Origin of the sequence: Streptococcus sp. HMSC072D07 (assembly GCF_001814835.1) — a bacterium.
In the GTDB taxonomy this organism is placed as follows: domain Bacteria; phylum Bacillota; class Bacilli; order Lactobacillales; family Streptococcaceae; genus Streptococcus.
Window position 1 is genome coordinate 65,153 of record NZ_KV818067.1, and the last position, 20,821, is coordinate 85,973.

Sequence of the window (20,821 nt, forward strand, 5' to 3'; positions counted from 1 at the left end):
TAGACATGATAAAAGGAAAAAATGTAATTTTGACTGCTCGTGATATTGTCGTGGAATTTGACGTTCGTGACAAAGTTCTGACGGCTATCCGAGGGGTTTCTCTGGACCTGATTGAAGGAGAAGTTCTTGCCTTGGTAGGTGAGTCTGGTTCTGGTAAATCTGTTTTAACAAAAACCTTTACAGGGATGTTAGAAGACAATGGACGTATTGCCCAAGGAAGCATCGACTATCGTGGACAAGACTTGACCGCTCTTACTTCTAACAAAGAATGGGAGAAGATTCGTGGTGCTAAAATTGCGACCATCTTCCAAGACCCTATGACAAGTTTGGATCCAATCAATACAATCGGTAGCCAAATCACTGAAGTGATCATTAAACACCAAGGGAAAACAGCTAAGGAAGCCAAAGAGATGGCAATCGACTATATGAACAAGGTCGGAATCCCAGATGCTGAAAAACGTTTTGATGAGTATCCTTTCCAATATTCTGGAGGGATGCGTCAACGTATCGTTATCGCGATTGCCCTTGCCTGTCGTCCAGATATCTTGATCTGTGACGAGCCAACAACAGCTCTTGATGTAACCATTCAAGCGCAAATCATTGATTTGCTTAAAACATTGCAAAATGAGTACCACTTTACCATTATCTTTATCACCCATGACCTTGGTGTGGTAGCAAGTATTGCCGATAAGGTGGCGGTTATGTATGCTGGTGAAATTGTAGAATACGGTACTGTTGAGGAAGTCTTCTACGATCCTCGTCATCCATATACTTGGAGTCTCTTGTCTAGCTTGCCACAGCTTGCTGACGATAAAGGAGAATTGTACTCTATCCCTGGAACACCACCGTCTCTTTATACTGAGTTGAAAGGTGATGCCTTTGCCCTTCGTTCAGATTATGCGATGCAAATTGACTTTGAACAGAAAGCACCTCAGTTTTCAGTCACTGATACCCACTGGGCTAAGACTTGGTTGCTTCATGAGAATGCTCCTAAAGTTGAAAAACCTGGAGTCATTGCAGATTTGCATGACAAGATTCGTGATAAAATGGGCTTTGCTCATCTAGAAGACTAGGAGGAAGGAAATGTCTGAAAAATTAGTAGAAATTAAAGATTTAGAAATTTCCTTCGGTGAAGGAAGTAAGAAGTTTGTCGCGGTTAAAAACGCCAACTTCTTTATCAACAAGGGAGAAACATTCTCTCTTGTAGGTGAGTCTGGTAGTGGGAAAACAACGATTGGTCGTGCCATTATTGGTTTAAATAATACTAGTAAAGGTGAGATCATATTTGATGGTCATAAAATTAATGGGAAAAAATCTCATAAAGAATCATCAGATTTGATCCGTCGCATCCAGATGATTTTCCAGGACCCTGCAGCTAGCTTGAATGAGCGTGCGACAGTTGACTATATCATCTCTGAAGGTCTTTACAACTATCACTTGTTTAAAGATGAAGAAGATCGAAAAGAAAAAGTTCAAAAGATGATTCATGAAGTTGGGCTTTTGAAAGAACACTTGACCCGTTATCCACACGAGTTTTCTGGTGGTCAACGTCAACGTATCGGGATTGCCCGTGCCCTTGTGATGGAACCTGATTTCGTTATTGCGGATGAGCCAATTTCAGCCTTGGATGTATCAGTGCGTGCGCAGGTCTTGAACTTGCTCAAGAAGTTCCAAAAAGAGTTGGGCTTGACCTATCTCTTTATCGCGCATGACTTGTCAGTTGTTCGCTTTATCTCAGATCGTATCGCGGTTATCTATAAGGGGGTTATCGTCGAAGTGGCGGAGACAGAGGAGTTGTTTAACAATCCTGTCCACCCATACACTCAAGCACTTCTATCTGCTGTACCGATTCCAGATCCAATCTTGGAACGCAAGAAGGTCTTGAAAGTTTACGATCCTGACCAACATGACTATGAGACAGACAAGCCATCTATGGTAGAAATTCGTCCAGGTCACTATGTTTGGGCCAATCAAGCAGAACTTGCTCGTTACAAGAAAGCTCTTAAAGAATAAACAAATTAGGAGAGGACCGAAAGGTCTTCTCATTTTTTATAGAAAAATTTCCCCTTCTACTAGCTTGTAAAAGGGGAATTGTATTATCATTAGCGTTTAGACCAGGTACGTCTCATAAAGAGTAGCAAAATTGGGTAAATCTCTAAGCGACCTGCGATCATTGCAAAGGAGAGGAGGATTTTAGAGATGGGACTAAAGATGGAAAAACTCGAGGTTGTACCTAGAATAGGTCCGATATTGTTAAAACAGCTGAAGACCGCACTGGTCACGACTAGAAAATCATTGCTATCAAGACTGACGATAAAGATGAGAGAGAGAATGATCATCATATAGATAGCAAAATATTTAAGAATCTTGTGCTGGGTATCCTTATCAATCACAGTTTTATTGACGTGTAGAGTCAAAACACGGTGAGGAGATAAGGTGGACAAAATCTGATTTTTTGCGATTTTAGAGAGGATAAGTCCTCTGATCACCTTAAGACCACCTGCAGTTGAGCCTGCTGATCCACCGATTCCCATGAGGAAGAGGAGGATAAATTGGGAGAAGAGGGGCCAGTTGGTAATATCTCCGTAACCAAAACCTGTTGTCGTGATGATGTTGGAAACCTGGAAGAAGGCCATTTCAACACTTTTAGAGACACCTTGGTAGAGGTGGAGTGTATTAAGCGTAATCAAGCCTGTAGAAACTAGGACAATGATGATATATGCTCGTAGTTCTTCATCTCCAAAGAAAGCCTTAACCCGACGGAGCATGAGGTAGTAGTAGAGATTGAAGTTAACCCCAAAAACCAACACTCCGATACTAACTAGATAGGTGATGAGTGAGCTACCGTAGTGGGCAATTCCGTCGTTATAGACGGTAAAGCCCCCAGTTCCTGCTGTTCCCATAGCGATGACAAAACTATCATAGAGGGGCATGCCTGCTAAGTAGTAGATAACCACAAAAAGGGAGAAGAGAGCCAGATAAAGCAGATAGAGAATTTGGGCAGTGTTTTTTAGCTTGGATACGACCTTGCCAAAGACAGGTCCAGGGACCTCAGCCTTCATCACCTCCAAGTGGCTATTCTTAGCATTGTCCATAATGGCAAGTGCAAAGACGAGTACCCCCATCCCTCCGATCAAGTGGGTGAAACTTCGCCAGAAGAGGAGGGAACGAGTGAGAACGGAAACATCGTTCAGAATAGTTGCTCCTGTAGTTGTAAATCCAGAACTGATTTCAAAGAAGGCATCGATAATGCTGGGGATTTGTCCTGAAAAGACAAAGGGGAGGCCACCAAAGAAAGACCATAGAATCCAACAGAGGGCAACAATTAAGACTCCTTCCTTGGCATAAATCCGTTGATTTTTCGGTTTCCGTAAAACACCTAGACCACCAAGAAGGACTAAAATTCCAATCGTAGAAAAGAGAGCGATAAATACTTGACTGGATTCTTGGTAATAGATCGCTACACTAACAGGAACTAGGAGGAGAACAGCCTCAATCAAGAGAAGTTTTGAGAGGAGGTAACGAATCATACTTTTATTCATTTTTTACCTCTCAATCAAATCATAAATTTTGGTGATGTTTGGCAATAAGGTCGTCACGAGTAACTTGTCTCCCACCTCAAGCATATCCTCTCCAGTAGGGAAGATTGTTTTTCCTTTTCGGATAATGGCTGCAATGAGAACCCCTTTTTTCAATTTCAACTGTGATAGAGGTTTGGCAGTCATTTTATTAGCTTCCTTGATTTGGAATTGGAGAGTTTCAATTTGACCGTTTGCTAGATGGTGCATGGCTTGAAGATCTGAATACTGAGCGTTTACTCGACCACGGATAAAGTGCATAATGGTATCCACTGCGATGCTTTTTGGTGTGATAATACTTGAAAAATCAGGCGCGTGGATAATCTCTAAAAGGCTTGTTCGGTTGACCTTGGTGATATTCTTATGGACGCCAACTCGGTCAAGAAACATAGAGGTGATGATATTTTCCTCATCAACCCCAGTCAAGGTTGCGACTGCATCATAGTGGGGAGCACTTTCTTCCAGCAAAATGTCTTTTGCAGTTCCATCTCCTTGGACAATATAGAGATTGGGGAACTTTTCGCTGAAGAAACGAGCTCTTTCAGGATTGATCTCGATGACCTTGGTATCAATGCGACTGTCTTTTAAAATGCCGAGTAGATAATAAGCAATCTTTCCAGCTCCAACGATAAGTAAGCTTTTCACTGCACGAGATTTAAAATAGTTATGGAAAAGCATCATATCTACACGATTTCCCGTAACAAAAATCCTATCCTTGTCTTGGATAATAATATCACCACTTGGGATCATCAGTTGATGATCTCTCTCCATAGCACAGACAATAATATTCCCAAACTTTTTACGGAAGTCTGAGATTGGCATTTGACAAAGACCGCTAGAATCCTTGACAACAAATTCCATGAGACTGACCCGACCTCCGGCAAATCGTTCGACAGAGAGGGCATTAGGGAAATCAATGATATTTGAGATCGCACGCGCTGCTAGGAGTTCTGGGTTAACGATAAGTGAGAATCCAAGAATATTTTTCTCTTTAAAATAGGCATTGGAGTATTCAGGATTTCGTACCCGAACGATGGTTTCTTTAGCGCCCATTTTCTTAGCAAGTACCGCTGAAATCATATTCACTTCATCGTATTCGGTTAGAGCAATAAAGATATCACACTCTTGAACACCGGCTTGCTCCAAGATGGCAAAGTCAGCACCATTTCCAAGGAGACCTATGATATCATAGCGACTGACAATGTGATTGAGGACAGCCTCATCTTGTTCGATGAGGACAACGTCATGGTTTTCTGCAACCAGTGAACGACAGAGGGCGAAACCAACTTTCCCTCCACCAACAAGGACAATTTTCATATAAAAAACCTACTTTTTCATGATGTAACTATCATACCCTTTTTTAGCAAAAAATGCACTTGCTAAGGCGATTTTTAGGGGAAGAAAGACTTTTTTCAAGTTTTGAAGCTACATTTGTTTAACTTCTATGACAATGTCTCTGATTTGAAGTGATTTGGCTCTTTTGCCATACCTTTTCAGAAAGGAATGACCAAACATGAAAATATCATCAAAAAAAGTAAAAAAATCAAGTCGTTTCTATTGACAATGATTCTGAAAGTGTTATACTAAGGAAGTAGTTTCGCTGATTTACTTCAAACCTGTTGTGAGGTAAGTTAACGACGCCTTAACCACGCTGTTTGCTGAGCTTGACTCCGGGCAGTGTGGCTATTTTTTTGCAATGATAAAAGGAAACCCGTCATGACAAATCACATTGTATTATTCGAGCCTCAGATTCCACAAAATACAGGTAACATTGCGCGTACTTGCGCTGCGACCAATTCTCCCCTCCACATCATTAAACCAATGGGCTTTCCCATTGACGACCGAAAGATGAAGCGGGCTGGTTTGGATTACTGGGATAAGCTTGAGATTTATTTTTATGACAGCTTGGAAGATTTCATGTCTCAGATGAAAGGACAAGTCTATCTGATTTCGAAATTTGCTGAGAAAGTGTATTCTGAGGTGGATTTATCGACTGACGAAGACCATTATTTTCTCTTTGGACGTGAAGACAAGGGCTTGCCCGAGGACTTTATGCGAGACCATCCTGAGAAGGCTCTCCGTATTCCTATGAACGATGAACACGTTCGCAGCCTCAATGTTTCGAATACCGTATGCATGATTGTTTATGAAGCCCTCCGCCAGCAGAACTTTGCAGGTCTTGAGCTTGTTCACACCTATGAAGCAGATAAATTGAAATAATCAAAACGCTTGCACTTGCAAGCGTTTTTTGTTATGATTAAAGGGTCTTCAGGGCTGGGTGTGATTCCCGACCGGCGGTGACTTTAACTAGCTATTCTGGCTTACTCTTCGTTGTCTTGTCTCGATATACTCAAGTATTATCTTCGACTGCGACGCCTAGATTAATCCAAAATATCTTAGTTAAAGAAGTCCGCGAGCGCAAGCTGATGTGGTGCGATTCCACAACCGACAGTATAGTCTGGATGGGAGAAGACGAAAGAATGGCTTTGTCTGTTCTGATGAGTTTATAGATGAATTGCAACCGCTTGCTCAAAAGAGTGAGGGGGAACTTTTGGGATATAAAAAGTGAGAATAGATAGAGGGATCCTTTCCAACTTCTTCTGATTTTATAGAAAATTGGAGGAACCTGTTATGACAAACACACGTCGACTTTCGACCATTGCGATTTTATCAGCCATTTCATTTGTGCTGATGTACTTTGACTTTCCGCTCTTGCCAGCGGCGACCTTCCTCAAGATCGAGTTTAGTATCTTGCCAGTCCTTGTGGGCTTGGTGGTCATGGATTTGCCAGCTGCTCTCGGGATTCTCTTGTTGCGATCACTCTTGAAGTTGCTTCTCAATAGCCAGGGAGTGAATACTTACATTGGCTTGCCAATGAATATCGTAGCTCTGGGAGTTTTTGTTATCGTCTTTGGTTTGATTTGGAAAAAGGAACGCAGCACCCTTCGTTTCCTACTAGCATCTCTAGCGGGAACTATTGGATTGACTTCTGCCATGTTGGTTCTCAACTATGTCTATGCGGTTCCTTTATACGCGCAGTTTGCCAACTTTGATATTAGAGAAATTATAGGACTTTCTAACTACTTGATGACCATGGTTTTACCTTTTAACCTGATTGAAGGTTTAATCTTTGCCGTTTCATTCTGGTTGTTATACGTCCTCTTGAAACCAACCTTAAAACATTATGAGAGATAAACAAACATTTTTAATGAAGGGCAGTTTTGCCCTTTTACTTTTCGTCCTTCTTGGCTATATGGTTAAGTTCTATCCTGAAACGCTGGTCGGTTTTGATCAACCGCTTCAGACTGCCCTTCGTGGGGATTTGCCAGATTATTTAACGGTTCTGTTCCGTGCCCTTACGCATTTGATTGATATCCCAGTAATCATTACCTGGGTTGCCATCGCAGCCTTTATCTTTTATCGTAAGCAGTGGAAGATAGAAAGCTACTTCATGGCGGGCAATCTAGCCTTAGCCGGTCTTTTGATTGTGACCTTTAAAAATATTTACCAGCGCCCACGACCAGCTATCTTACACTTGGTAGAGGAGAAGGGATTTTCCTTCCCAAGCGGGCATTCTCTGGCAGTGACGCTGATGGTAGGGACTTTGATTGTCATTCTCAGTCAACGGATTAAAGATCCGGTTTGGAGAAAAATTGTGCAAATCGTCCTTGGGGTCTACCTAGTCAGTGTGCTGCTATCTCGGGTCTATCTGGGAGTTCACTATCCATCAGATGTTCTTGCCAGTTTCTGTGTGGGCTTGGGAGTCTTGTTTATCGAATTTCCTTTCTATGACAAGCTTCGCTTCCAATGGCGATTTAAAGGCAAGCAGAAGTGAGATAGGTCTTGCAAGAATGGTAAAAATCTGATAAACTAAGTAGTAATTGAATAGGAATCCGCAAGACTAGTAACTCAAGGGAAGTATATCAGGGAGGAGAGCCGTGACTGCAAGCTCTCTATATGAAAGCTGGGTGAATTCACTTGCGCATGGATTTAGAAATGAAGGTCTGACTTGTCAGATGAAAACGGATGGTACCGCGTGTCAACGCTCCGAGTGGAGTTTTTGGCATGTGGTTTTCTTTTTATCTACGAGAGACTGATGGAGGAATTATGTCAACTATTGAAGAACAATTAAAAGCGCTTCGCGAAGAAACGCTGGCTAGCTTGAAGCAGATTACTGCTGAAAATGAAAAAGAGATGCAAGACTTGCGTGTTTCTGTCCTTGGTAAAAAAGGGTCGCTTACGGAAATCCTTAAAGGGATGAAAGATGTCTCTGCTGAGATGCGTCCAATCATCGGGAAACATGTTAATGAAGCTCGTGATGTTTTGACGGCAGCCTTTGAAGAAACAGCTAAGCTCTTGGAAGAAAAGAAAGTCGTAGCTCAACTAGCTAGCGAGAGCATTGATGTGACACTTCCAGGTCGCCCAGTTGCGACTGGGCATCGTCATGTCCTCACACAAACCAGTGAAGAAATCGAAGATATTTTCATCGGGATGGGGTACCAAGTCGTGGATGGTTTTGAAGTGGAGCAAGACTACTATAACTTCGAGCGTATGAACCTCCCAAAAGATCACCCAGCTCGCGATATGCAGGACACTTTCTATATCACAGAAGAAATCTTGCTCCGTACTCACACGTCTCCAGTTCAGGCGCGTGCTATGGATGCTCATGATTTTTCAAAAGGTCCTTTGAAGATGATCTCACCGGGGCGTGTGTTCCGTCGTGATACGGACGATGCAACCCACAGTCACCAGTTCCACCAAATCGAAGGATTGGTTGTTGGGAAAAACATCTCTATGGCAGACCTTCAAGGAACCCTTCAGTTGATTGTCCAAAAGATGTTCGGTGAAGAGCGTCAGATCCGTCTGCGTCCATCCTATTTCCCATTCACAGAGCCATCTGTTGAGGTGGATGTTTCCTGCTTCAAGTGTGGTGGAGAAGGCTGTAACGTATGTAAGAAAACAGGTTGGATCGAGATTATGGGTGCCGGTATGGTTCACCCACGTGTCCTTGAAATGAGTGGAATCGATGCGACTGTTTACTCTGGCTTTGCCTTTGGTCTTGGTCAAGAGCGTGTCGCTATGCTCCGTTACGGAATCAACGATATTCGCGGATTCTATCAAGGAGATGTCCGTTTTTCAGAACAGTTTAAATAAGATTGAAACCTGAAACACAGTCTAGTTATTTTCTCTTGATGAGAATGGTGAGGACTGACTCAAAGAAAAAGAAAGGAATTGAAAAGGTCTTATTCTGTGAGATCTTACAATCAGAATTATGCTTGTATCTTATAAATGGTTAAAAGAATTGGTGGACATTGATGTGCCATCACAAGAGTTGGCTGAGAAAATGTCAACTACAGGGATTGAGGTCGAAGGTGTCGAATCACCAGCTGCCGGTCTCTCAAAAATTGTCGTCGGTGAGGTCTTGTCTTGCGAAGATGTGCCAGAAACACACTTGCATGTCTGTCAGGTTAACGTTGGCGAAGAAGAAGCCCGTCAGATCGTTTGTGGTGCCCCAAATGTGCGTGCTGGGATCAAGGTCATGGTAGCTCTTCCAGGAGCTCGTATTGCTGACAATTACAAGATCAAAAAAGGGAAAATCCGTGGTTTAGAGTCACTTGGAATGATCTGTTCGCTTGGTGAATTAGGTATTTCTGACTCGGTCGTACCGAAGGAATTCGCAGATGGTATTCAAATCTTGCCTCAAGATGCAGTACCAGGTGAGGAAGTCTTCTCATATCTAGACTTGGATGATGAAATCATCGAACTTTCTATCACACCAAACCGTGCAGACGCTCTATCTATGCGTGGTGTGGCTCACGAAGTAGCAGCTATCTATGATAAGGCAGTTAACTTTAAAGCATTTACCTTAACAGAAACAAATGAATCTGCAGCAGACGCCCTTTCTGTAGGCATTGAGACAGACAAGGCGCCTTACTATGCGGCCCGTATCTTGGATAATGTGACCATCGCACCAAGTCCACAATGGTTGCAAAACCTTCTTATGAATGAAGGTATCCGTCCCATCAATAACGTTGTAGACGTGACCAACTATATCCTACTCTACTTTGGTCAACCGATGCATGCCTTTGATTTGGATACCTTTGAAGGCAATGACATCCGTGTGCGTGAAGCACGTGCTGGTGAAAAATTGGTGACCTTGGACGGTGAAGAACGTGACTTGGAAACAAATGACTTAGTTATCACTGTCGCAGACAAGCCAGTAGCCCTTGCAGGTGTCATGGGTGGTCAAACAACAGAAATCTCTGAAAATTCTAGTCGTGTTGTCCTTGAAGCAGCTGTCTTCAATGGCAAATCCATCCGCAAGACTAGCGGACGCCTCAACCTTCGTTCTGAATCATCTTCTCGCTTTGAAAAAGGTATCAATGTGGCAACTGTTAACGAAGCCCTTGATGCTGCGGCGAGCATGATTGCGGAACTTGCAGGTGCGACTGTGCGTAAGGGTATCGTTTCAGCAGGAGCGCTTGATACTTCTGATGTAGAAGTTTCTTCGACTCTGGCTGACGTTAACCGCGTCCTTGGTACGGAGCTTTCATATGCTGATGTGGAAGATGTCTTCCGTCGTCTTGGCTTTGGACTTTCTGGAAATGCTGAAGCCTTCACAGTCAGCGTACCTCGTCGTCGTTGGGATATTACCATCGAAGCGGACCTCTTTGAAGAAATCGCCCGTATCTATGGTTATGATCGCTTGCCAACTAGTCTTCCAAAAGATGATGGTACAGCTGGTGAATTGACTGCGACACAAAAATTGCGCCGTCAAGTTCGTACCATCGCTGAAGGAGCAGGTTTGACAGAAATCATCACCTACGCTCTGACAACGCCTGAAAAAGCAGTTGAGTTTACGGCTCAACCAAGTAACCTTACAGAACTCATGTGGCCAATGACTGTGGAACGTTCAGTCCTCCGCCAAAATATGATCTCAGGTATTTTGGATACAGTAGCCTATAACGTGGCTCGTAAGAACAAAAATTTGGCTCTTTACGAGATTGGAAAAGTCTTTGAACAAACAGGCAATCCAAAAGAAGATTTACCAAATGAAATCAACAGCTTTGCCTTTGCTTTGACAGGCTTGGTTGCAGAAAAAGACTTCCAAACAGCAGCAGTTCCAGTTGATTTCTTCTATGCTAAGGGAATCCTTGAAGCGCTCTTTACTCGCTTGGGACTAGAAGTGACTTATACAGCAACAGCTGAGATTGCTAGCCTTCACCCAGGACGTACGGCCGTGATTTCACTTGGCGACCAAGTTCTTGGTTTCCTTGGCCAAGTGCATCCAGTTACTGCCAAGGCTTACGATATCCCAGAAACTTATGTAGCGGAGCTCAACCTTTCAGCCATTGAAGCTGCCCTTCAACCAGCTGCTCCATTTGTGGAAATCACCAAATTCCCAGCAGTCAGCCGTGACGTGGCTCTACTCCTCAAGGCAGAAGTCACTCATCAAGAAGTTATAGACGCTATCCAAGCTGCAGGCGTGAAACGTTTGACAGATATCAAACTCTTTGACGTCTTCTCAGGCGAAAAACTGGGAGTTGGCATGAAGTCAATGGCCTATAGCTTGACCTTCCAAAATCCAGAAGATAGCTTAACAGACGAAGAAGTCGCACGCTATATGGAAAAAATCCAAGCATCACTCGAAGAAAAAGTGAATGCAGAAGTGCGTTAATAGTCTAAAATCCATCCCTCGGGGTGGATTTTTAGTTTCAAAAGGACAGTTCAGAAGAGAAAAGCGATAGTTGAGGAGGAAGCCATCTCAGAAAGTCTTTAATGAGTTATACTAAAGCTATCGCTGAAGCACTTAAATTTATTAGAGATAGGATACTTTTGCTACTTATAATCCGATAAAATGGACATAAATCGTTGTAAAGGCTATCAAAAAGGAGTATAATAAGTGCAACATATCTCGGAGGTGGAAAATGTTAGAAGTAAGAAATCTAGAGAAAAGTTTCGGTCCCAAGCAAGTCTTGTTTGGTGTCGATTTTCAGGCAAGTCCAGGAAGGATTCTGGGCTTGGTCGGGAAGAATGGTGCTGGGAAAACAACGATTTTCCACAGTATGTTGAAATTTTTAGAGTATCAAGGAGAGATCAGTCTGGATGGGCAGGAGATTCGTCAGGAAACCTATGCTCGGATTGGTTATCTGCCTGAGGAACGCAGCCTTATGCCCAAGCTGACAGTCCTTGAACAAGTTCGCTATTTGGCGACTCTAAAGGGCATGGATGCCAAGGAAGTCAAGGAAAAACTCCCCCAATGGATGGAGAAATTGGAAGTGAAGGGCAAATTGACCGACAAAATCAAGAGCCTTTCCAAAGGGAATCAGCAGAAAATTCAGCTCATTATCACCCTAATCCATGAGCCAGACTTGATTATCTTGGATGAGCCTTTTAGTGGTTTGGATCCAGTTAATACCGAGTTACTCAAACAAGTCATCTTGAAAGAGAAAGAGCGCGGTGCAATCATTATCTTTTCTGACCATGTCATGACCAATGTCGAGGAGCTTTGCGATGATATCCTGATGATTCGTGATGGGCGTGTAGTCTTGCACGGACCGGTCCAAGAAGTTCGCAATCAATACGGGAAAACGCGTCTCTTTGTTTCAAGTGAACGAAGCAAGGAAGAATTGGAAAATCTTCCTCATGTCAAACAGGTGAGCTTGACCAAGCAAGGCAGTTGGAAATTGATCCTAGATGATGAGAGCGCTGGAAGAGAACTCTTCCCAATCCTCACTCAAGGTCAATACATCGCGACCTTTGACCAACAAGCTCCAACAATCGATGAAATCTTTAAACTAGAATCGGGGGTGGAAGTATGAGAAATATGTGGGTTGTAATGAAGGAAACCTATCTTCGACATGTCAAGTCGTGGAGTTTCTTCTTTATGGTGATTTCGCCGTTCCTCTTTTTAGCCTTATCTGTAGGAATCGGCTTTCTCCAAGGGTCTTCTATGGCCAAGAATAGCAAGATAGCAGTAGTAACAACTGTGCCATCTGTGGAAGAAGGGCTCAAGGGTACCAATGGTATCAACTTTGATTATAAGGATGAAGCCAGTGCCCAGGCTGCTATCAAGGATGAGAAAATCAAGGGTTACCTAACCATTGACCAAGAGGACAGTGTCCTCAAGGCCGTCTATCATGGTGAAACTTCTCTTGAAACAGGCATCAAACTAGCAGTAACCAATAAGTTAAATGAACTGCAATACCAACTCAATCGTTCGGCAGCCAATTTGTCTCAAGAACAGGAAAAACGTCTGAGTCAAACCGTTGATTTTACTGAGAAGATTGATGAATCTAAGGAAAACAAAAAAATTGTTCAAACCATTGCGGCCGCAGGGCTTGGCTTCTTCCTTTATATGATTTTGATTACCTATGCTAGTGTCACTGCTCAGGAAGTGGCTAGCGAGAAAGGAACCAAAATCATGGAGGTGGTATTCTCTAGTATCCGAGCTAGTCATTATTTTTACGCTCGCATGCTGGCTCTGCTTCTTGTGATTTTGACTCATATTGGCATTTACGTCGTGGGTGGGCTGGCTGCCATTCTGCTCTTTAAAGACATCCCTATCTTGGCACAATCTGGAATTTTAAATCATCTAGGAGAGGCCTTCTCGCTCAATACCTTATTGTTTGTCTTGGTTAGCCTCTTTATGTACGTTGTTTTAGCAGCCTTCCTAGGATCTATGGTTTCTCGCCCTGAGGATTCAGGAAAGGCCTTGTCGCCATTGATGATCTTGATTATAGCAGGATTTGTCGGTGTGACCTCTCTAGGTGCTGCTGGGGATAATTTAGTTCTGAAAATTGGTTCCTATATTCCTTTCATCTCGACCTTCTTTATGCCATTTAGAGCTATAAATGGGTATGCGAGTGATTTAGAAGCCTGGATTTCACTTGCCATAACGGTTGTTTTTGCGGTCACTGCAACAGCCTTTATCGGACGCATGTATGCTAGTCTAGTCCTTCAAACAGATGATTTGGGAATCTGGAAAACCTTTAAACGTGCCTTAGCTTATAAATAGGAGAGCCTCGCAAAAGCGAGGTTTTTCTAGATGTTAAACACTGAAATCGGCAAAAATATTTTTCATATCTATTGACTTTTAGTAGTAAAATTTGGTATGATAGTAGACGGTATTGTTTACCCCATTTGTAAGGCCCCGGAACCTTTCAAATACCCCGCGGACCGGAACATCCGCCCTGTAAACAAAAACGATATTCATATAGGAGAAATCATGAACAAAACTACATTCATGGCTAAACCAGGCCAAGTAGAACGCAAATGGTATGTTGTTGACGCAACTGATGTACCTCTTGGACGCCTTTCAGCAGTTGTTGCTAGCGTACTTCGCGGAAAAAATAAACCAACATTCACACCACACACTGATACAGGTGACTTCGTAATCGTTATCAATGCTGAAAAAGTTAAATTGACTGGTAAAAAAGCAACTGATAAGATCTATTACACTCACTCAAACCACCCAGGTGGATTGAAACAAATCTCTGCTGGTGAACTACGTTCTAAAAATGCAGTACGTTTGATCGAAAAATCAGTTAAAGGTATGCTTCCACACAATACTCTTGGTCGCGCTCAAGGTATGAAATTGAAAGTATTCGTTGGAGCTGAGCACACTCACGCTGCACAACAACCAGAAGTTCTTGATATTTCAGGACTTATCTAAGGAAAGGAACAATAAAGTATGTCACAAGCACAATATGCAGGTACTGGACGACGTAAAAACGCTGTTGCACGCGTTCGCCTTGTTCCAGGAACTGGTAAAATCACTGTTAACAAAAAAGATGTTGAAGAGTACATCCCACACGCTGACCTTCGTCTTGTTATCAACCAACCATTCGCGGTTACTTCAACTGTAGGTTCATACGACGTTTTCGTTAACGTTGTTGGTGGTGGATATGCTGGTCAATCAGGAGCTATCCGTCATGGTATCGCTCGTGCCCTTCTTCAAGTAGACCCAGACTTCCGCGATTCATTGAAACGCGCAGGACTTCTTACACGTGACTCACGTAAAGTTGAACGTAAGAAACCAGGCTTGAAAAAGGCTCGTAAAGCATCACAATTTAGTAAACGTTAATTCGAGAGAATTACAATACATACAAAGAGCACCTTTCGGGGTGTTCTTTTTTATCGACACTTTGTAGATTTATAATTGGGAATCTCGTTGAATGGTATCAGGTAAATGAAAAGATTCGTTGATAATATCCTATTTCTTCGTGCTTTAGTCTACTACCTATAATGTAAAAAACTCTAGCTATCAGGTAGTTGATAGTTAGAGTTTTTTCTATTCATATGATTTAATGAGATTAAATAAGTCCTCTACTTCTGATGACGGTGTAGCTGATTTGAGATAAGCGTAATAAACTGTAAATGTTATATGGTCCTTCGGTATTAGAGGGATTTTTATTAAATCATCATCTTCATCAGAAAGGGCGATATCAGCCAGTAAACTAACGCCAATCCCTTTCTTTAAAAGTTCTTTAAGAATGACAATGTCATCAGTCTTAAAGAATATTTCTGCCTTGTTTTGATGCTTTTGATTAAGTAGTTCAAAAGCTTTTAGATGAACAAAGTGTTCGTCTAAGAGTATAAAGGATTGATCTACTAATTCTGCAAAAGCAAGGGAAGGAGCAGTGGCAAGAGGATGGTTCTTAGATAAAACGACATACAGTTCTTTATGAAAGAGTTCATGTGTCTCTATTGAAGGATGATTGAGTGGTTCAATCAATCCGAGTAAGCTCGCATCTAGTTCTCCCTTAAGGAGAAGATTTAATAATTCTACAGATCCACCACGAATAGGACGTACCTTTTTTAAAAAATCAAATTCAGTTTCTTTATTTAAGACAGAGAAAAGATACTGAATGATAATAGGAGGGAATCCTACAGTAGAGCAATGCGCCAAAGAGCGATTAATTTCTTTGCGAGTAGAAATGACCTCAGGTAAAATCAGTTCTGTATGCTTCAGAAGGATTTGTCCTTGAGGAGTTAGTTTGAAGGAACGATGCGAGGGATCGGGGTGAATCAATTTGCAGTTAAAAGATTCCTCTAAGCGCTTGATGGCATAAGAAATAGATGGTTGGCTGACTTTATGTTGTTTTGCTACTTCCGTATAGGATTGAAGCTGGCAGAGGTCATAAAAATATTGTAGATCTTTTAAATTCATATGGGCTCACTTTCATTAGTTGGAGAAGGAAAATAAGTGGAAATCACCAGATAAATACTTTTTATCCGTATCCTACAATTTGACTATACGAGTATTCGCTGGTTAAAATATAAGTGAGTCAGGGATATCAAAGATTATCTAAGATACTTTCAAAAATGACCAAGATCTTTTCTCGTTTATCAATAGGGAGCTGTTTAATCTTCATGTTGATTCTTTTGAGTGAAAGATTGTCAGTCTTATCAGAGGTTGATTCAAGGCTATCAAAATTGAAAAATTCCTCTGGGGTCATCTCTAGGGCGTCAATCACTTTTTCAAGACTGTGAATGGTCAGATTCACATTTTGGTTTTCGAGTTGGTTGATATACTTAAGCCCAAGTCCCGCTTGTTCCGAAAGTTCTTCCTGGCTCATTTTGTTTTGTGTTCGAAAATATTTCACTTTTTTGGAAATATATTGTTGTAAATAGTTTTTAGTTGTCATATAAATAGAATACAAGTTTTGTATGACAAAAAAACACCTTAAAAAATACGAAGTATTGTATAAAAAACTTAAATGATATTTATCTATTGTAATTTGCCTTATAAATTTATATTTTAGTATGGCTTTATTTGTCCGATGGTAAAGAGCGATTACCGAAAATCTTATGAGTATAGAAATTTATAACATAAAGAGGTTAAAGAATCACAAAATGGTGCTTTGAGTAATAATCTACAGAATAAAGAGTTTTCAATAACGCTTTACTTCTAGACTCATTATAACATATACACTTACGATTGTATTTTTTAAATAACAAAGTTCGACTGAAAATACATATTAAGTGGTATAATATTATCAAAAAGGAGGTTGCACTATGACTGCACATGATATTTTAAATAACCCTTTCCTTAATAAAGGGACTGCCTTTACCTTAGAGGAACGGAAGGAACTAGGTCTTATTGGTTTATTGCCACCTTATGTTCAAACCATTGAAGAACAAGCGGCACAAACTTATGAGCAAATGCAAACAAAAGTAAATGATTTGGAAAAACGTCTTTTCCTAATGGAAATTTTTAATACCAACCGTACTCTCTTCTATTATCTCTTTTCTCAACATTTGGAAGAATTCAATCCAATTGTATATGACCCAACCATTGCAGATACCATTGAAGGCTACAGTGACCTCTTTGTAGATCCGCAATATGCGGGGTATCTTGATATTAATCATCCTGAAAATATTGAAGCCACTTTGAAAAATGCTGCTGGTGATCGCGAGATTCGTCTCATTGTCGTAACAGATGCAGAAGGAATTCTTGGAATCGGTGACTGGGGAACAAATGGTGTCGATATTTCTGTTGGAAAATTGATGGTCTACACGGGTGCTGCTGGAATCGATCCTTCTATGGTTCTTCCTTTAGTCATTGATGCAGGGACTAACCGTGAAGAACTTCGTAACAATCCTAATTACTTAGGGAATCGTCACGAGCGGGTTCGCGGAGATCGTTACTACGACTTTATTGACCAATTTGTTCAAACAGCAGAACGTCTCTTTCCTAAACTCTACCTTCACTGGGAAGACTTCGGCCGCTTGAATGCTGCCAATATTCTTGAAAAATACCGGAAACAAATTCCAACTTTTAATGATGATATTCAAGGTACAGGAATCGTTACCTTGGGTGGTATCTTTGGTTCACTGGATATTAGTGGTGAAAAATTAACAGATCAAGTTTATCTCTGCTATGGTGGTGGTACTGCGGGTGCAGGAATTGCCGCTCGTGTTCTTCGTGAAATGGTGAGTGAAGGTCTTTCTGAAGAAGAAGCTTATAAACGTTTCTTTATGGTTGATAAACAAGGTCTTCTCTTTGATGACATGGATGACCTAACCCCTGAACAAAAACCGTTTGCTAAGAAACGTGCTGACTTTAGTAACGCAGACAAGTTGACTGACCTGCTTGAAGTAGTGAAGACTGTGAAGCCAACCATTCTTGTAGGAACTTCGACTCAGCCTAATACCTTCACGAAAGAAATAGTAGAGGCTATGTGTGAAAATACAGAGCGTCCGATGATCTTCCCTTTGTCAAATCCAACCAAACTAGCTGAAGCTAGTGCCAAAGATTTGATTGAATGGTCAGATGGAAAAGCTTTTGTCGCAACAGGAATTCCTGCTGATACGGTTTCTTATAAAGGTGTCGACTATGTGATTGGTCAAGCCAATAATGCCTTGATTTACCCAGGTCTTGGTCTAGGTATGCTGGCTTCTGAAGCAAGTCTTTTAACTGATGAAATGATTGGAGCAGCGGCTCACTCATTGAGTGGTATTGTCAATCCAGGCCAACCAGGAGCTCCTGTTTTGCCGCCGTTCAAATATGTAGCAGATGTTTCTATTAAAGTAGCAGAAGCAGTTGCTAAAAAAGCGCAAGAGCAAGGTCTTGCACGCGCTAAGGAAACAGATATGGCCAAAGCAGTTCGTGATTTGAAGTGGTATCCAGAGTATAGATAATTCATTCCTGTTGCTGTCTATCCTTCTATAGCGACAGATTTGTATGGGCTGTGGACTTAAGTAATTTAGAAAGGATACCTATGTCACTCTTTTTAACCTCGATTACAAGTATCATTCCGATTATCGCTATTATTGTTTTGGGGTATATTCTTCAGGTGAGGGGATGGTTTGGAGATGACTTTGGTCCCAATCTGTCTCGTTTGATCATGAATGTAGCCTTGCCAGCGTCAATTTTTGTGTCGGTGATGAAATACCTAACACTAGATAAACTAATCAGTCTTTCTGGAGGCCTCCTTTATACTTTTGTGGCATTTATCTTGGGCTATATCGTAGCTTATATTACAGTTATACTTTTCAAGGTCCGTTCAGGACGGCGAGGGACCATGATTAATACCTTTGTGAATGCCAATACTATTTTTATCGGTTTACCCTTAAACGTTGCTCTTTTTGGTGATCAGGCTCTTCCTTATTTCTTAATTTACTATATCACCAATACGATTTCCACCTGGACATTGGGCGTGTATTTGATGACGAGCGATAGTAAATCGGGTCAAAGCAAGAAGACAAGTAAATTTGACTGGAAGAAATTGCTACCAGCTCCGCTTGTAGGTTTTCTTGTCGCCCTACTATTTTTGCTTCTCCGAATCTCTATTCCAGATTTCGTAACGAACACCTTAACCTATGTTGGAAATATCGTCACTCCCTTATCTCTGATTTATATTGGTATCGTTCTTGCAAAGGCAGGTTTGAATACTATTACTTTTGATAAAGATACAATTGTCACTTTAGTTGGACGCTTTATCCTAGCTCCTCTGATCATGCTTCTTGTATTGAAGTTCTTTGCACCAAATATGGCGATAGTAGAATTTAAGACCTTTATGATTCAGTCCGCTACACCAGCTCTAGCCGTTCTCCCGATCCTTGCTAATCAGGGAAAAGGAGATGTGGAATTCTCCACGAATGTAGTGACTTTAAGTACGGTTCTATTTATCGTTGTTATTCCAATATTACAAACTTTATTAGGATAAGAAGGAAGAGAATAGGATTGAAAGTTATGCGTTAAGAAATTCCCCTATTTAGAATCTATTAATTCATATTTTATGAAATGAATAAGTAGATATTGTTCTTAAAATCCTTGATATTGTGCAGTTTTTAACCCAACTGAAACTCGTACTTTCCAAATCAGGCTTGAAAAAGCTCGTAAAGCGTCACAGTTTAGTAAACGTTCATTCGAAAGAATTACGATACTTACAAAGAGCACCTTTCGGGGTGTTCTTTTTTGTACTTTCTTACTAAATTGGTTCAATTGACACAGTTGTTGCGACTTTAGTCGCTTACAAATGTGGCTGCAATCTGACAAAGTCAGTTGTTTCTTTGCATTCAACTCAAATCCTTCTGGTCAGATTATTAACAAGCCTTCAATAAGAGTGATTGGTGAAATAGGCTGTTTGAGGCTTTTATGCTATACTAGTTTTAATGACAATCTTCTATTTCTAAAGCAACAATAGATCCGTAATTTGTTTTTAATTAAGGAGTTTTGGATTGTAAGAGGGAGATGATATATCTGAAGGAGCATCATTATGAAAAAACGTACCTTACTTTGGCTGATTTTAGCACTTGTAATATTTGGAGGCGGAGCATGGCTAGCACAAGAAACAAATTTATTTCTAAGCCCACGAGCTAAGCAGTTGGATTATTTTAAGGAACATGAAGAAGAAATTGTAAAATTTGTAAAGTCTAAAAATTCAAAGATTGAATCTGTTCAGATTTCTTGGGATGAAACTAAATGGGAAAAAGTTGGGAATGGGACCCCTCAAGGAGGCGGAGAAATTGTAAATGTATATGGTGGTTTTAATCATATTGAGTCCTCCTCTTGGAATGTTACTTTTGATATTGAGAATGGCAAAATTATTCCTAATTCAATGGCTTTAGCCAATTATTTACGAATGGGAGGAAGGATTTTTGACTAACAGTAATTTTAAAAAATTTGATAATTTTTACTCAAATTTAATATTCTCTTCACTCCCCACTGACTTCTAATACTTGCCAAAAGTATTTTTTTACATTCATGATATAATAAACTTAGATTCCGCTATATAGGAGGAAAGAGATGAAAAAACGTGCCTTGATTTTGCTGGTTTTGTCCATTGTAGTCTTTGGAGGCGGAGCATGGCTAGCACAAGAAACAAATTTATTTCTAAGCCCACGAGCTAAGCAGTTGGCATATCTAAAGGAGCATGAAGAGGAGATTAAGGAGTTTGTAAAATCTTTAAATCCTAAAGTCGAATCGGTTCAAATAGATTGGAAACAGACACAATGGGATAAGATAGGAAATGGTACACCTCAAGGAGGCGGGGAGATTGTTCAGGTTTATGGAGGATTTAATAATATATCAAACTCAAGCTGGAGTGTTATTATTAAGATTACAGATGGAAAAATTTTAATTAATTCTATCGGAATTGGTAGTCCGTTGCGTATTGGGGGTAAACTGCTTGACTAATAGTAATTAAAAACCTTTGATAATTTTTACTCAAATTTAATATCACTCATTCCCTATTGACTTTGAATACTTGCCAAAAGTATTTTTTTACATTCAT

General features: G+C 40.9%; 19 protein-coding genes and 1 riboswitch. Of the genes, 15 read left to right on the forward strand and 4 right to left on the reverse strand.

The features are described from left to right. Nucleotides 1–5: 5 nt before the first annotated feature. Nucleotides 6–1,073, forward strand: coding sequence for an ABC transporter ATP-binding protein (locus HMPREF2991_RS06755; protein WP_070567761.1), 1,068 nt, complete (start codon nucleotides 6–8; stop codon nucleotides 1,071–1,073). A gap of 10 nt (nucleotides 1,074–1,083) precedes the next feature. Beyond that, nucleotides 1,084–2,013: an ATP-binding cassette domain-containing protein gene (locus tag HMPREF2991_RS06760; protein WP_001291308.1), complete on the forward strand. Its 930-nt coding sequence runs from the start codon at nucleotides 1,084–1,086 to the stop codon at nucleotides 2,011–2,013. Nucleotides 2,014–2,102: 89 nt separating this feature from the next. Here the strand turns inward: HMPREF2991_RS06760 and HMPREF2991_RS06765 are convergent, their stop codons facing one another. Together HMPREF2991_RS06765 and trkA are read right to left on the reverse strand one after the other, a co-directional pair. Next, entirely contained in the window at nucleotides 2,103–3,542 is a 1,440-nt protein-coding gene (locus HMPREF2991_RS06765) for a TrkH family potassium uptake protein (protein ID WP_070567763.1), read from the reverse strand. Between the two features lie 3 nt (nucleotides 3,543–3,545). Then, a complete protein-coding gene (gene trkA, locus HMPREF2991_RS06770; protein ID WP_070683729.1) occupies nucleotides 3,546–4,895 on the reverse strand; it encodes a Trk system potassium transporter TrkA in 1,350 nt (449 codons plus the stop codon). 399 nt (nucleotides 4,896–5,294) lie between these two features. On the opposite strand from trkA, the gene HMPREF2991_RS06775 reads away from it, so the two are divergent. The 9 genes from HMPREF2991_RS06775 to rpsI all read left to right on the forward strand — a co-directional run bounded on the left by HMPREF2991_RS06775 (nucleotide 5,295) and on the right by rpsI (nucleotide 14,664). Beyond that, nucleotides 5,295–5,798 (forward strand): tRNA (cytidine(34)-2'-O)-methyltransferase, encoded by a 504-nt coding sequence (locus tag HMPREF2991_RS06775; protein ID WP_049479473.1) that lies wholly within the window; start codon nucleotides 5,295–5,297, stop codon nucleotides 5,796–5,798. Nucleotides 5,799–5,838: 40 nt separating this feature from the next. Continuing rightward, nucleotides 5,839–6,056: riboswitch (FMN riboswitch) on the forward strand. Between the two features lie 153 nt (nucleotides 6,057–6,209). Then, nucleotides 6,210–6,773: an ECF transporter S component gene (locus tag HMPREF2991_RS06780; protein WP_049519742.1), complete on the forward strand. Its 564-nt coding sequence runs from the start codon at nucleotides 6,210–6,212 to the stop codon at nucleotides 6,771–6,773. Further along, entirely contained in the window at nucleotides 6,763–7,413 is a 651-nt protein-coding gene (locus tag HMPREF2991_RS06785) for a phosphatase PAP2 family protein (RefSeq protein WP_049519741.1), read from the forward strand. The genes HMPREF2991_RS06780 and HMPREF2991_RS06785 overlap by 11 nt, the downstream gene beginning before the upstream one ends. Before the next feature lie 272 nt (nucleotides 7,414–7,685). Next, nucleotides 7,686–8,732, forward strand: coding sequence for a phenylalanine--tRNA ligase subunit alpha (gene pheS / locus HMPREF2991_RS06790; RefSeq protein ID WP_070567856.1), 1,047 nt, complete (start codon nucleotides 7,686–7,688; stop codon nucleotides 8,730–8,732). A gap of 118 nt (nucleotides 8,733–8,850) precedes the next feature. Beyond that, the gene (gene pheT / locus HMPREF2991_RS06795) at nucleotides 8,851–11,256 is read left to right on the forward strand and encodes a phenylalanine--tRNA ligase subunit beta (protein WP_070567767.1); all 2,406 of its coding nucleotides are present in this window, start codon (nucleotides 8,851–8,853) and stop codon (nucleotides 11,254–11,256) included. 250 nt (nucleotides 11,257–11,506) lie between these two features. After that, complete coding sequence (locus tag HMPREF2991_RS06800; protein ID WP_070567769.1) at nucleotides 11,507–12,400, forward strand: ABC transporter ATP-binding protein; 894 nt, start codon at nucleotides 11,507–11,509, stop codon at nucleotides 12,398–12,400. Further along, nucleotides 12,397–13,596, forward strand: a complete 1,200-nt coding sequence (locus HMPREF2991_RS06805) for an ABC transporter permease (RefSeq protein WP_070567771.1) — start codon at nucleotides 12,397–12,399, stop codon at nucleotides 13,594–13,596. The genes HMPREF2991_RS06800 and HMPREF2991_RS06805 overlap by 4 nt, the downstream gene beginning before the upstream one ends. A gap of 210 nt (nucleotides 13,597–13,806) precedes the next feature. Continuing rightward, entirely contained in the window at nucleotides 13,807–14,253 is a 447-nt protein-coding gene (rplM, locus tag HMPREF2991_RS06810) for a 50S ribosomal protein L13 (protein ID WP_001044624.1), read from the forward strand. Between the two features lie 18 nt (nucleotides 14,254–14,271). Then, nucleotides 14,272–14,664: a 30S ribosomal protein S9 gene (gene rpsI / locus HMPREF2991_RS06815; protein WP_000075973.1), complete on the forward strand. Its 393-nt coding sequence runs from the start codon at nucleotides 14,272–14,274 to the stop codon at nucleotides 14,662–14,664. Between the two features lie 207 nt (nucleotides 14,665–14,871). Here the strand turns inward: rpsI and HMPREF2991_RS06820 are convergent, their stop codons facing one another. Both HMPREF2991_RS06820 and HMPREF2991_RS06825 read right to left on the reverse strand, forming a co-directional pair. Then, nucleotides 14,872–15,750 (reverse strand): LysR family transcriptional regulator, encoded by an 879-nt coding sequence (locus HMPREF2991_RS06820; protein ID WP_070567773.1) that lies wholly within the window; start codon nucleotides 15,748–15,750, stop codon nucleotides 14,872–14,874. 127 nt (nucleotides 15,751–15,877) lie between these two features. Further along, complete coding sequence (locus tag HMPREF2991_RS06825) at nucleotides 15,878–16,228, reverse strand: helix-turn-helix domain-containing protein (RefSeq protein WP_004185387.1); 351 nt, start codon at nucleotides 16,226–16,228, stop codon at nucleotides 15,878–15,880. A 370-nt stretch (nucleotides 16,229–16,598) separates the two neighbouring features. Here HMPREF2991_RS06825 and HMPREF2991_RS06830 point away from each other — a divergent pair, with 370 nt between their 5' ends. The 4 genes from HMPREF2991_RS06830 (at nucleotide 16,599) to HMPREF2991_RS06845 (ending at nucleotide 20,724) form a co-directional block, all read left to right on the forward strand. Continuing rightward, on the forward strand, nucleotides 16,599–18,224 hold the full coding sequence (locus tag HMPREF2991_RS06830; protein ID WP_070567775.1) for a malolactic enzyme: 1,626 nt from the start codon (nucleotides 16,599–16,601) through the stop codon (nucleotides 18,222–18,224). Between the two features lie 80 nt (nucleotides 18,225–18,304). Further along, a complete protein-coding gene (locus HMPREF2991_RS06835; RefSeq protein WP_070567777.1) occupies nucleotides 18,305–19,252 on the forward strand; it encodes an AEC family transporter in 948 nt (315 codons plus the stop codon). A gap of 552 nt (nucleotides 19,253–19,804) precedes the next feature. Then, complete coding sequence (locus HMPREF2991_RS06840; RefSeq protein ID WP_070567779.1) at nucleotides 19,805–20,194, forward strand: hypothetical protein; 390 nt, start codon at nucleotides 19,805–19,807, stop codon at nucleotides 20,192–20,194. A gap of 140 nt (nucleotides 20,195–20,334) precedes the next feature. Further along, nucleotides 20,335–20,724 carry a hypothetical protein gene (locus tag HMPREF2991_RS06845; RefSeq protein WP_070567780.1) on the forward strand — a complete coding sequence of 130 codons (390 nt, stop codon included), beginning with the start codon at nucleotides 20,335–20,337 and terminating at the stop codon, nucleotides 20,722–20,724. Nucleotides 20,725–20,821: the final 97 nt, after the last annotated feature.

What these genes read in the sequence shown, in the direction of transcription:
- HMPREF2991_RS06755 (WP_070567761.1), top strand. Translation starts at nt 6, where the DNA reads ATGATAAAAGGAAAAAATGTAATTTTGACTGCTCGTGATATTGTCGTG.
- HMPREF2991_RS06760 (WP_001291308.1), top strand. Translation starts at nt 1,084, where the DNA reads ATGTCTGAAAAATTAGTAGAAATTAAAGATTTAGAAATTTCCTTCGGT.
- HMPREF2991_RS06765 (WP_070567763.1), bottom strand. Translation starts at nt 3,542, where the DNA reads ATGAATAAAAGTATGATTCGTTACCTCCTCTCAAAACTTCTCTTGATT.
- trkA (WP_070683729.1), bottom strand. Translation starts at nt 4,895, where the DNA reads ATGAAAATTGTCCTTGTTGGTGGAGGGAAAGTTGGTTTCGCCCTCTGT.
- HMPREF2991_RS06775 (WP_049479473.1), top strand. Translation starts at nt 5,295, where the DNA reads ATGACAAATCACATTGTATTATTCGAGCCTCAGATTCCACAAAATACA.
- HMPREF2991_RS06780 (WP_049519742.1), top strand. Translation starts at nt 6,210, where the DNA reads ATGACAAACACACGTCGACTTTCGACCATTGCGATTTTATCAGCCATT.
- HMPREF2991_RS06785 (WP_049519741.1), top strand. Translation starts at nt 6,763, where the DNA reads ATGAGAGATAAACAAACATTTTTAATGAAGGGCAGTTTTGCCCTTTTA.
- pheS (WP_070567856.1), top strand. Translation starts at nt 7,686, where the DNA reads ATGTCAACTATTGAAGAACAATTAAAAGCGCTTCGCGAAGAAACGCTG.
- pheT (WP_070567767.1), top strand. Translation starts at nt 8,851, where the DNA reads ATGCTTGTATCTTATAAATGGTTAAAAGAATTGGTGGACATTGATGTG.
- HMPREF2991_RS06800 (WP_070567769.1), top strand. Translation starts at nt 11,507, where the DNA reads ATGTTAGAAGTAAGAAATCTAGAGAAAAGTTTCGGTCCCAAGCAAGTC.
- HMPREF2991_RS06805 (WP_070567771.1), top strand. Translation starts at nt 12,397, where the DNA reads ATGAGAAATATGTGGGTTGTAATGAAGGAAACCTATCTTCGACATGTC.
- rplM (WP_001044624.1), top strand. Translation starts at nt 13,807, where the DNA reads ATGAACAAAACTACATTCATGGCTAAACCAGGCCAAGTAGAACGCAAA.
- rpsI (WP_000075973.1), top strand. Translation starts at nt 14,272, where the DNA reads ATGTCACAAGCACAATATGCAGGTACTGGACGACGTAAAAACGCTGTT.
- HMPREF2991_RS06820 (WP_070567773.1), bottom strand. Translation starts at nt 15,750, where the DNA reads ATGAATTTAAAAGATCTACAATATTTTTATGACCTCTGCCAGCTTCAA.
- HMPREF2991_RS06825 (WP_004185387.1), bottom strand. Translation starts at nt 16,228, where the DNA reads ATGACAACTAAAAACTATTTACAACAATATATTTCCAAAAAAGTGAAA.
- HMPREF2991_RS06830 (WP_070567775.1), top strand. Translation starts at nt 16,599, where the DNA reads ATGACTGCACATGATATTTTAAATAACCCTTTCCTTAATAAAGGGACT.
- HMPREF2991_RS06835 (WP_070567777.1), top strand. Translation starts at nt 18,305, where the DNA reads ATGTCACTCTTTTTAACCTCGATTACAAGTATCATTCCGATTATCGCT.
- HMPREF2991_RS06840 (WP_070567779.1), top strand. Translation starts at nt 19,805, where the DNA reads ATGAAAAAACGTACCTTACTTTGGCTGATTTTAGCACTTGTAATATTT.
- HMPREF2991_RS06845 (WP_070567780.1), top strand. Translation starts at nt 20,335, where the DNA reads ATGAAAAAACGTGCCTTGATTTTGCTGGTTTTGTCCATTGTAGTCTTT.